The sequence below is a fragment of the Thiogranum sp. genome, from assembly GCF_058323355.1.
The window spans coordinates 56,478-67,285 of record NZ_JBTTIO010000002.1 but is presented as its reverse complement, the minus strand read 5'-3'; the positions used below and the strand labels follow the sequence as shown (position 1 = coordinate 67,285).

Annotated in this window: 13 protein-coding genes; all 13 read left to right on the top strand. The window is 57.0% G+C overall.

Annotated features, from left to right (window positions below):
* The coding region (gene metG / locus ACW81B_RS00540) for a methionine--tRNA ligase (protein ID WP_491578239.1) at positions 1–1,538 on the top strand (1,538 nt) is incomplete at its 5' end.
* Between the two features lie 35 nt (positions 1,539–1,573).
* On the top strand, positions 1,574–2,155 hold the full coding sequence (rsxA, locus tag ACW81B_RS00535; protein WP_491578238.1) for an electron transport complex subunit RsxA: 582 nt from the start codon (positions 1,574–1,576) through the stop codon (positions 2,153–2,155).
* Between the two features lie 4 nt (positions 2,156–2,159).
* Positions 2,160–2,723, top strand: a complete 564-nt coding sequence (gene rsxB / locus ACW81B_RS00530; RefSeq protein ID WP_491578237.1) for an electron transport complex subunit RsxB — start codon at positions 2,160–2,162, stop codon at positions 2,721–2,723.
* Between the two features lie 81 nt (positions 2,724–2,804).
* Complete coding sequence (rsxC, locus tag ACW81B_RS00525) at positions 2,805–4,451, top strand: electron transport complex subunit RsxC (protein WP_491578236.1); 1,647 nt, start codon at positions 2,805–2,807, stop codon at positions 4,449–4,451.
* A 5-nt stretch (positions 4,452–4,456) separates the two neighbouring features.
* Positions 4,457–5,500, top strand: a complete 1,044-nt coding sequence (rsxD, locus tag ACW81B_RS00520; protein WP_491578235.1) for an electron transport complex subunit RsxD — start codon at positions 4,457–4,459, stop codon at positions 5,498–5,500.
* A complete protein-coding gene (gene rsxG, locus ACW81B_RS00515; protein ID WP_491578234.1) occupies positions 5,493–6,137 on the top strand; it encodes an electron transport complex subunit RsxG in 645 nt (214 codons plus the stop codon). The genes rsxD and rsxG overlap by 8 nt, the downstream gene beginning before the upstream one ends.
* Positions 6,137–6,820: an electron transport complex subunit E gene (locus ACW81B_RS00510; protein ID WP_491578233.1), complete on the top strand. Its 684-nt coding sequence runs from the start codon at positions 6,137–6,139 to the stop codon at positions 6,818–6,820. The genes rsxG and ACW81B_RS00510 overlap by 1 nt, the downstream gene beginning before the upstream one ends.
* 3 nt (positions 6,821–6,823) lie before the next feature.
* Positions 6,824–7,459, top strand: a complete 636-nt coding sequence (gene nth / locus ACW81B_RS00505; RefSeq protein ID WP_491578232.1) for an endonuclease III — start codon at positions 6,824–6,826, stop codon at positions 7,457–7,459.
* Between the two features lie 82 nt (positions 7,460–7,541).
* Positions 7,542–7,979, top strand: coding sequence for a DUF1841 family protein (locus ACW81B_RS00500; RefSeq protein ID WP_491578231.1), 438 nt, complete (start codon positions 7,542–7,544; stop codon positions 7,977–7,979).
* Positions 7,980–8,100: 121 nt separating this feature from the next.
* On the top strand, positions 8,101–8,481 hold the full coding sequence (locus tag ACW81B_RS00495) for an HvfA family oxazolone/thioamide-modified RiPP metallophore (RefSeq protein ID WP_491578230.1): 381 nt from the start codon (positions 8,101–8,103) through the stop codon (positions 8,479–8,481).
* Positions 8,482–8,496: 15 nt separating this feature from the next.
* Entirely contained in the window at positions 8,497–9,357 is an 861-nt protein-coding gene (locus ACW81B_RS00490; RefSeq protein WP_491578229.1) for an HvfB family MNIO-type RiPP peptide maturase, read from the top strand.
* Entirely contained in the window at positions 9,350–10,123 is a 774-nt protein-coding gene (locus ACW81B_RS00485) for an HvfC family RiPP maturation protein (protein WP_491578228.1), read from the top strand. Before ACW81B_RS00490 ends, ACW81B_RS00485 begins: the two co-directional genes overlap by 8 nt.
* A gap of 84 nt (positions 10,124–10,207) precedes the next feature.
* Complete coding sequence (locus ACW81B_RS00480; protein WP_491578227.1) at positions 10,208–10,798, top strand: HvfX family Cu-binding RiPP maturation protein; 591 nt, start codon at positions 10,208–10,210, stop codon at positions 10,796–10,798.
* Positions 10,799–10,808: the final 10 nt, after the last annotated feature.

Sequence of the window (10,808 nt, the reverse complement as noted above, 5' to 3'; positions counted from 1 at the left end):
ACCCACGCTCAGTCATCAGCGGCGCCACACCGGTGGAAAAAGAATCCGAGCACTACTTCTTCAAGCTCTCTGATTTCAGCGACATGCTGGCCGACTACCTGCAAACCTCCACCCAGCCGGAAGTCGCCAACAAGATGAAAGAGTGGCTGGACGCCGGCCTGAACGACTGGGATATTTCGCGCGACGCGCCGTATTTCGGTTTCGAGATACCGGAAGCCCCCGGCAAGTTCTTCTATGTATGGCTGGACGCGCCAATGGGCTACATGGCCAGCTTCAAAAACCTGTGCGACAAACAGGGCATGAACTTCGACGACTGGTGGGGCAAGGATACGGACACCGAGCTGTATCATTTCATCGGCAAGGACATCCTGCGCTTCCATACCCTGTTCTGGCCTGCCGTGCTTGAAGGTTCCGGCTACCGCAAACCGACGCGCGTGTTCGCCCACGGGTTCCTGACCGTGAACGGGCAGAAAATGTCCAAGTCACGCGGCACATTCATTAACGCGAGCACCTGGCTGCAACACATCGACCCGGAATACCTGCGCTATTACTACGCCGCCAAGCTATCTGGCGGTATCGATGATATCGATCTCAATCTTGAAGACTTCATTGCACGCATCAACAGCGACCTGGTGGGCAAGTACGTCAACATCGCCAGCCGTACCGCAAACTTTATTGTGAAGCAGTTCAACGGGAAATTATTGTCACTTGACGAAGTTTTTGACGATAAAAATGATTTCCAGCATTACATAGATGGTGTACATGGGTCTGCACAAGTTATCAAAGAGAACTATGAATCCCGTGAATATGGCCAGGCTGTTCGTCATATCATGAAAATGGCGGATGACATCAACCAGTACTTCGACAGCCACGAACCCTGGAAACTGGCCAAAGACCCGGAGCAGAAAGACAAGCTGCACTGTATCTGTTCACGCATCCTGCACGGATTCCATACCCTGTCGATCCTGCTGACACCCATCATGCCAACGCTGACCGAACGTGTCGCAAAAGAACTGTTCGGCAAGGCACGGGGCTTTACCTGGAATGATCTCGATGCTGCCGCATTTCCCGACACGCTGAACAAGTTCAGGCACCTTGCCAAACGTGTTGAACCCGCCGCCATCGAAGCCATGCTGGAAGCATCCAGAGAGGACCTGAAAGTGACAGAAGAGAAACCCGCCAGCGGCCCACTGGCCGATGAACCTGTCGCTGAAACTATCGACTTCGACACCTTCGCCAGACTCGACCTGCGCATTGCGCGCATCGTCAGGGCGGAAGCCATTGAGGGTGCCGACAAGCTGCTGAAACTGACGCTGGACATCGGCGGCGAAACGCGCAACGTGTTCGCCGGCATCAAGAGTGCCTATGCCCCGGAAGACCTGGAAGGCCGTTTAACGGTAATGGTCGCCAATCTCGCGCCGCGCAAGATGCGTTTCGGCGTATCGGAAGGGATGGTGCTGGCGGCCGGGCCGGGTGGTAAAGACCTGTTTATCCTGTCACCGGATGACGGGGCTGAGCCGGGGATGCGGGTTAAGTAGTGGTGTAACCGCGCCAGCGGCAGTACCATAACCCCATGACCGAAATCACCCTGATCCTCATCAGCACCGTGCTGGTCAATAACTTCGTGCTGGTGAAATTCCTTGGCCTGTGCCCGTTCCTCGGCGTCTCCCGCAAACTGGAAACCGCCACCGGCATGGCACTGGCCACGACCTTTGTGCTTACCCTGTCTTCCGTGTGTGCCTACCTCGCCAACGAATACCTGCTGGCGCCACTGGGTCTTGAGTATCTGCGTACCATTACTTTTATCCTGGTCATTGCCGTTGTCGTGCAGTTCACGGAAATGGTGGTGCATAAAACCAGTCCGTTGCTGTACCAGGTGCTGGGCATCTTCCTGCCACTGATTACCACCAACTGCGCCGTGCTGGGCGTGGCATTGCTCAACGTGCAGCAGGATTTCGGCTTCGTCCAGTCGGCGTTTTACGGCTTCGGGGCAGCCGTGGGTTTCTCGCTGGTGATGATCCTGTTCGCCTCCCTGCGTGAACGTATTGCCGCCGCCGATGTCCCGGGACCCTTCCAGGGTTCGGCCATTGCGCTGGTAACCGCCGGTTTGATGTCACTGGCATTCATGGGCTTCTCGGGGCTGATCAAGGGCTGAATACATGCTGACTGCAATGCTTGCCATTGGTGTGCTGGCCGCCCTGTTCGGGCTGTTGCTCGGCTACTCGGCCATTCGCTTCAGGATCGATGCCGATCCCATTGTCGACCAGATCGATGCGCTGTTGCCACAAACCCAGTGTGGTCAATGTACCTACCCCGGCTGCCGACCCTACGCAGAAGCTATCGCGGCAGGTGAGGCGGATATAAATCAGTGTCCACCCGGCGGTGAAGCAACGATCCAGGCACTGGCCGACCTGCTCGGTGTCGACCCCAAGCCGCTCAACGAGGAACACGGCAAACATACGGAAAAAATGGTCGCCGTTATCGATGAACAGGTCTGCATCGGCTGTACTCTGTGCATTCAGGCCTGCCCGGTGGATGCGATTCTCGGTGCCGCCAAGCAGATGCACACGGTCATTGCCGATGAGTGCACCGGTTGTGAGCTGTGTCTGCCACCCTGCCCGGTCGACTGTATCGAGATGGTGCCGGTGAAAAAGGATATCAGCCACTGGAAATGGCCCTACCCGCAAGCGGATCAGCCGGAAATCGCCGACACCGGCTCATAGCAGCAGGCGCTTGATCCCGGTCAAACACCCGGCGATTGCCAGCGTATTTTTCAGCGTCAACCCTGTACAATGCGGCAGCACATGGTCAAGCTGCTAGAAAAACCCGCCGCCTTCCCCGGAGGCCTGCGTTTACCTTCGGAAAAGGCGCAGTCACTCACCGAGCCACTGGCAGCCGCCGCCATACCAGAACGGTTGTATATACCGCTCAGCCAGAACATCGGCGAACCCGCCGAACCCGTGGTGAAAACCGGGGACAAGGTATTGCGTGGACAATTGATCGCGCGCTCGCTGGGTTATATCTCCGCACCGGTACATGCCCCTACCTCCGGTGTCGTCAGCGACATGGGTGATTACCCGGTTCCACATCCTTCCGGGTTGTCCGCCGCCTGCATTGTGATTGACAGCGACGGTGAAGACCGCGCCGCGGACACCGGGCTGAAAATGGATAATGTGTTCAACGCGGAACCTGCGGACATCCGCCAGCGGGTTCGTGATGCCGGCATTGTCGGGCTGGGCGGGGCAGGCTTCCCCACGGCCGTCAAACTCAATCCCGGGCCGGGCCGCGAGGTAGACCTGCTGGTGATCAATGGTGCGGAATGCGAACCCTACATCAGTTGCGATGAAGCACTGATGTGTTGCCGGCCCAATGACATTATCGAGGGTATCCGCATCATGCGTCATGCCCTGCACGCCAAACAGGTCGCGATCGGCATTGAAGACAACATGCCTGACGCCATCGAGTGCCTGCAAAACGAACTGGAACGCAGCGGGGAAACCGGTATCCGCATTATCGCCGTGCCGAGCCGCTACCCGGCCGGGGGTGAAAAACAACTGATTTATGCGCTGACCGGCGAGGAAGTTCCCAGCCAGGGACTGCCGATCGACCTGGGTATTGTATGCCACAATGTCGGGACGGCAGCGGCTGTTGCGCGTGCCATTCACTATGGCGAACCGCTGATTTCGCGTATCGTCACTGTCAGCGGCGCGGGTATCAGCCAGCCGCGCAATCTTGACGTGCGTATCGGCACGCCGATCTCGTCACTGATCGAACAGTGCGGGGGTTACACCGACGAGGTCGGTCGCCTGCTGATCGGTGGACCGATGATGGGCTTTGCACTGCGTTCCGACCAGTTACCGATTATCAAGACCAGCAACTGTATTCTTGCCGCCAGTCTGAAAGAGATGCCGGAGCCGCCTCCACCCAGTGCCTGCATCCGTTGTGCACAGTGCGCCGATGTCTGCCCGGCCAGCCTGTTACCACAACAACTCTACTGGTACGCCTTCGCGCGTGACATGGAGAAGATTCAGGACTACAACCTGTTCGACTGTATCGAGTGTGGTTGTTGCGCCCAGGTTTGCCCCAGCCATATCCCGCTGGTGCAGTACTACCGGTTTGCCAAAACCGAAATCTGGGACATGGAACGCGAACGTGAAAAGTCCGATCTTGCCCGCCAGCGCCACGAGGCACGGCTGGCCCGACTGGAACGCGAGAAGAAGGCACTGGAAGAACGACGCGCCCGCGCACGCAAGGCGCTGGACAAGAAACCCAGGGCCGGCAATGCCGATGCCAAGAAAGTCGAGATTGCCGCTGCACTGGCGCGCGTCAAGGCAAGGAAATCAGAGCAGAATGATATGGCACCGCGTAATACCGATAACCTGACGCCCGAACAACGGGCGAAAATCGACGAAATCGAGCAGCGCCGTACCGGCAAGACAGACGGAGCCTGACTGCCATGGAATTTCCGACCCGAAGCTCACCTTACCTGCCACTGTCCAACGACCTGTCGCGGTTAATGCTCAGCGTTATGCTGGCCCTGATCCCGGGCGCGCTGGCGCTGTTCTGGTTTTTTGGCTGGGGCATCATTTTCAACCTGCTGATTGCCACGTCCACCGCATTGGTGGCCGAGGCCGCTGTATTGCGGCTGCGTGGCAAACCGGTACGTCCTGCCCTGCTGGATGGCAGCGCCGCGCTGACTGGCCTGCTACTGGGCCTGTCGCTGCCGCCGCTGGCGCCCTGGTGGATACCGGTGGTCGGCATACTGTTCGCCATTGTTATCGGCAAGCAACTCTACGGTGGCCTTGGCTACAACCCGTTCAACCCGGCGATGATTGGCTTTGTGGTGCTGATTATCTCGTTCCCGTTGCAAATGACGCTGTGGTCGCCGCCCGGCAGTATCGGTCATGAACCCCCCGGCTTCACCGACACACTGCAACTTGTGTTCACCGGTTCGCCGCCAGCCGGCACAACGCTCGACAGTATCACCATGGCCACGCCACTGGACGAATCGAAAACGCTGAGCGGACTGAACCTGACCTGGGACGAAATCCTTACCGATCCGCGTTTTGGCAACTACGGTGGCTACGGCTGGGAATGGGTCAACCTGGGCTTCCTGCTGGGCGGCCTGTGGTTGTGGAAACGCGGCGCCATCCAGTGGCATATCCCGGCCGGTATGCTGGGTGCGCTGTTTGTGATGTCGCTGATGTTCTATTTTGCAGAAGCCGATGGTTTTGGTTCACCGCTGTTTCACCTGTTCAGCGGCGCCACCATGCTTGGCGCCTTTTTCATCGCGACCGACCCCGTTTCCGCGGCCACCACACCACGCGGGCGGCTCTATTACGGTGCCGGTATCGGTGTGCTGGTGTATATCATACGCACCTGGGGCGGCTACCCGGATGGCATTGCTTTTGCGGTACTGCTGATGAATATGGCCGCACCCACTATTGACTACTACACCAGACCGCGCGTATTCGGTCAGCGCGAAGAGCAGGATGAGTAAAGTGAGCTATCGTCAGATCCTGGTATCCTCGCTGTTCCTGTTCCTGTTTGCCGTTGTCGGCAGTGGACTGGTAGCCTTCACTCACGAGAAAACCGCCGATCGCATTCATGACAATGAGCGTCGCGCGTTGCTGAAAAGCCTGAATGAAGTCATTCCGCCCGAGCGCTATGATAATGACATTTTCCACGACATTCTCTACGTCCGTCACAAGGAGTTGCTGGGCACTGACAAACCGGTACCGGTCTATCGTGCAAGAAAGCACGGCTGGCCGGTGGCCGCCGTGCTGGCGCCCGTTGCGCCGGACGGCTATAACGGCAACATCCGTCTGCTGGTGGCCATCAACCTGGACGGTACGCTGGCCGGCGTGCGCGTTGTACAGCACCGCGAGACACCCGGCCTGGGTGATGCGATTGAAACCTCCAGTTCAGACTGGATTTTCACCTTTAATGGAAAATCGCTCGACAACCCGGGCAAGGACGGCTGGAAAGTGAAACGCGACGGCGGTGAATTCGACCAGTTCACCGGGGCCACCATTACCCCGCGCGCCGTAGTGAAAGCCGTACACAATGCTTTGTTATACTATCGCATACACAGCCACGAACTGTTTGAAGAACACCCGGAGGCAGCAACCGGATAATGATCGACAACCGCACCATCATTCGCGACGGCTTCTGGACCAACAATGTTGGCCTGGTGCAACTGCTCGGGCTGTGCCCGCTACTCGCCGTGACCGGCACCTTTATCAATGGCTTCGGCCTGGGACTTGCCACACTGGTTACCCTGGTCGCCTCCAATGTCACAGTATCCGCCATTCGCTCGCTGGTACGGCCCGAGGTGCGCATTCCTGTCTTTGTCCTGATCATCGCCTCCATCGTCACCATCATCGAACTGCTGATGAGCGCCTTCATGTACGACCTGTACAAGGTACTCGGCATCTTCATTCCACTGATTGTCACCAACTGTTCCATTATCGGCCGTGCCGAGGCATTCGCTTCCAAACACACCGTCAGGCAATCCTTCCTCGATGGACTGAGCATGGGGCTGGGTTTCATGCTGGTGCTGGTCACGCTGGGTTCGCTGCGCGAAATCATCGGCCACGGCACACTGTTCTCTCACGCGCACCGAATGTTCGGGAACCTGCTGCCTGATATCACTATCGTATTCTCGGAACACTACGACGGCTTCCTGCTGGCCGTACTACCACCGGGTGCTTTCATTGGCCTTGGTCTGCTGATTGCCCTGAAGAACATTATCGACAAGCGCGCGCAAACACGCGCGGCCATGCTCACTGTCGGCACACCCGTTGCACAAACCAGCTAATGAATGAATAAACAAAAGCGTGCAGAAATTTTTTCCCGGCTGCGCAACGAAAACCCGGAACCCACCACCGAGCTGAAGTACGGCAACCCTTTCCAGTTACTTGTTGCGGTAATACTGTCGGCACAGTCCACGGACGTCGGCGTCAACAAGGCCACGGCAAAACTTTTTAAAAAAGTGAAGACGCCACAGGCCATGCTCAAACTGGGTGAGGAAGGACTGAAACAGCACATCAGGACTATCGGCCTGTACAACACCAAGGCCTGCAACCTCATCAAGACCTGCAGGCTGCTGGTGGAAAAACACGGCGGCAAGGTGCCCGAAGACCGCGAGTCGCTGGAGGCCCTGCCCGGCGTCGGCCGTAAAACCGCCAATGTGATTCTCAACACCGCCTTCGGGCAACCCACCATTGCGGTAGACACCCATATATTCCGCGTCTGCAACCGTACCGGCATTGCGCCAGGCAAGAATGTTGAAGAGGTCGAACGCAAGCTCAACAAATTCGTGCCGGAAGCATTCAAACAGGACGCCCATCACTGGCTGATCCTGCACGGACGCTATACCTGTATCGCACGCAAGCCGCGTTGCGGCAGTTGTATCATCGAAGACCTGTGCGAATACCGCCACAAGACGGAAAACTGACGCCAATTGGCGACAGGTAAAACTTGCAACACGATCAATGAACTGAGTACTCTCTCACCCCGATTGATGGTGGAAATAAGCTATGCTGTTTGGACAGGACAGGGATCAGCTGCGCGGCTTCTACTGCAGGGCGTGGCAGGGCCACCGTGAAGGCATGGCACTGGATCCCCTTCAGAAACAGATTGTGAGCGTCATCGAGCAACACCCGGAATACCAGCCATTGCTGGAAAACCCGGATCAGGCGCTCGGCAGGGACTATCTGCCGGAACTGGGTAAAACCAACCCGTTTCTGCACATGGGCATGCATCTTGGCCTGCGCGAGCAGGTCGATACCGATCGCCCCGCCGGGATAAAGGCGCTCTACCAGCGCCTGCTCGAACAAACTGGCGATGCACACGCGCTGGAACACAAAATGATGGAATGCCTGGCAGAAATGTTCTGGCAGGCACAGAAAAACGGAACAGCGCCGGATGAATCGCGCTACCTGGACTGCCTGCAGTCCCTGGAGAAGGGACGCTGATCTGAAACTTTTTCACCAGCCACTGGTCGTAACGGCTGTTGTTTAAACGATGGCACGAGACTGCCAGTCCAACCACGATTCCCTGCGGGAGTCGTTATAAGCCTTAAGGAGGCATACTACAATGTCCAAATCTACCTCAATGAAACCCCTGTCTATCGCAATGGGCGCTGCTTTTATCACTTCTCTGGCAGGTGCTTCCGTTGCGAATGCAGCAGAAAACCCCTTCGGCATGACTGAGCTGTCCACCGGCTACATGGTTGCTGAAGGCGACATGAAAGAAGGCAAATGTGGCGCGAAACACATGAAAGACAAGGAAGGCAAGTGCGGCGAAGGCATGTCCAAGGAAAAGATGAAAGAAGGCAAATGTGGTGGCGGCGACAAGGCCAAGATGAAAAAAGAAGGCAAGTGCGGCGGTGAAAAAGCCAAGATGATGGACAAAGAGAAAATGAAAAAAGAAGGCAAGTGCGGTGAAGGCAAGTGTGGCGGCAGCATGAAGAAATAAGCAGCTGCACCTGCCATGAAAATGTCCCGCTACCCCGTTAACGGAGCAGGACTGGGCCTGCGGCGGACCCTGATGGGTCCGCTGACAGACCACCCACCCGAACAGGTCGGCTTCTACGAAGTCGCACCGGAGAACTGGATCGGTATGGGAGGTCGCTGGGGCAAACAGTTCCGCGCTTTCACAGAACGTTACCCGTTTCTCTGCCACGGGCTGTCACTCTCTATTGGCAGCCCCGCAGCACTGGATGAAACCTTCCTCCACCGGCTCAAGCGCTTTCTGGACGAGCATAAAATCCGCGCCTACTCCGAACACCTGAGCTATTGCAGCGATGACGGTCATCTCTATGACCTGATGCCCATCCCGTTTACAGAAGAAGCCGTCCACTATGTGGCCGGGCGTATCCGTCGTACCCAGGATATTCTCGAACGACGTATCGCGATGGAGAATGTGTCCTACTACGCAGCCCCCGGCAAGCAGATGGAAGAAATCGATTTCATCAATGCCGTACTTGAAGAGGCTGACTGCGACCTGCTGCTTGACGTGAACAATATTTATGTCAACAGCATCAATCACCGCTATAACGCGGAACAATTTCTGACCGCATTACCCGCCGAACGGGTCATGTATTTCCACGTCGCCGGCCACTACGAAGAAGCCGACGACCTCATCGTCGACACGCACGGCGCTGATATTATCGACCCGGTGTGGGCACTGCTCGACAAGGCCTACGCCCACTTTGGGCCGGTACCAACGCTGCTGGAACGGGATTTCAATATTCCGCCACTGCCGGAACTGCTGACCGAGGTAGACCGCATCGTTACCATGCAACAGCAGTGGTCACACTACGAAAACACGCCCGGCAAGACGCATGGCTGAACAAAGCTTCACTCAGCAGCAATATGCTTTCGCCGCGCACATTCGCCAGCCCGACAAAAACCCTGCGCCGGAAGGCATCGAGGATCGCCGCATGGCGATCTACCGTGAACTGTTCTACAACAACGTGGAAGGCTTCCTGTCCAGCGGCTTCCCGGTATTGCGCGAATTGATGGATGATAAAAGCTGGCACGCCATGGTGCGCGATTTTTTTGCCCACCATCACTGCCATTCCCCGCTGTTCCTGGAAATCTCGCGCGAGTTCCTCGGCTACCTGGAACAGGAACGCGGTGAGCATGAAGGCGACTTCCCTTTTCTGCGTGAGCTCGCGCATTACGAATGGGTAGAGCTGGCACTATCGATCGCTGAAACAGAACCCGCACAGGTCGACGACCCTGATGGTGACCTGCTGGAAGGCATACCGGTGCTGTCGAGCCTGGCCTGGCCACTGAGTTACCAGTACCCGGTACACCGGATCTCCGCAGACAATCAGCCAAAGGAACCAGCGGCCCAGCCGGTTTACCTCATGGTGTACCGTGCAAGTGACGACGACGTTGGCTTTATGGAACTCAATGCCATCAGTGCACGCCTGTTTTCACTGTTACAGGACGATCAATCACTGAGCGGACGCATGGCGCTTGAGAAAATCGCCACTGAACTGAACCACCCCAAACCGGAAGTCGTCCTCGATGGAGGTCTGGAAATTCTGCAGGCCTGGCGGCAACGTGACATCGTACTCGGCGCGAATGTGCTGAAAGATACAGTCTGACCCGCAGCGTTTTTCATCACAGGCGGAACCCTCGCAAGACAGGGTAGTCTGTAATGGTCACAACTCACTGTCCGGAGAACCAACATGTACCTGCTCGTTCAGCTTCAGCGCCTGCTAGACAAGACCCGTGCCTTTGACTTCCTTGGACCTCTCGCACTGCGGCTGTACCTGGTGCCGATTTTCTGGATGGCGGGCAGCAAAAAACTGGCTGACATGGACAACATCATTGCCTGGTTCGGCAACCCGGACTGGGGACTCGGTCTGCCCTTCCCGGAATTCCTGGCCTGGGCAGCCGCACTCACCGAGGCAGGCGGCGCCATTCTGTTACTGATCGGCTTCGCTGTACGCTGGATTTCCATTCCGCTGATGGTCACCATGGTCGTAGCCGCCGTCTCGGTTCACCTGCAGCATGGCTGGCTGGCGATTGCCGAAGGGACAGGCCCGTTCGCCACAGAACGCACCATCGGCGCTATCGAGCGTCTCGATGTCGCCAGGGAAATTCTCCGGCAGCATGGTAACTACGAATGGCTGACAGAGAACGGTAATTTCGTGATACTGAACAACGGCATTGAATTCGCCGCTACCTACTTCATCATGTTGCTGGTACTGTTCTTCATCGGCGGCGGCCGCTATGTCAGCATGGACTACTGGGTACGTAAGGCCTTTATGCGCTGATACAGTATCA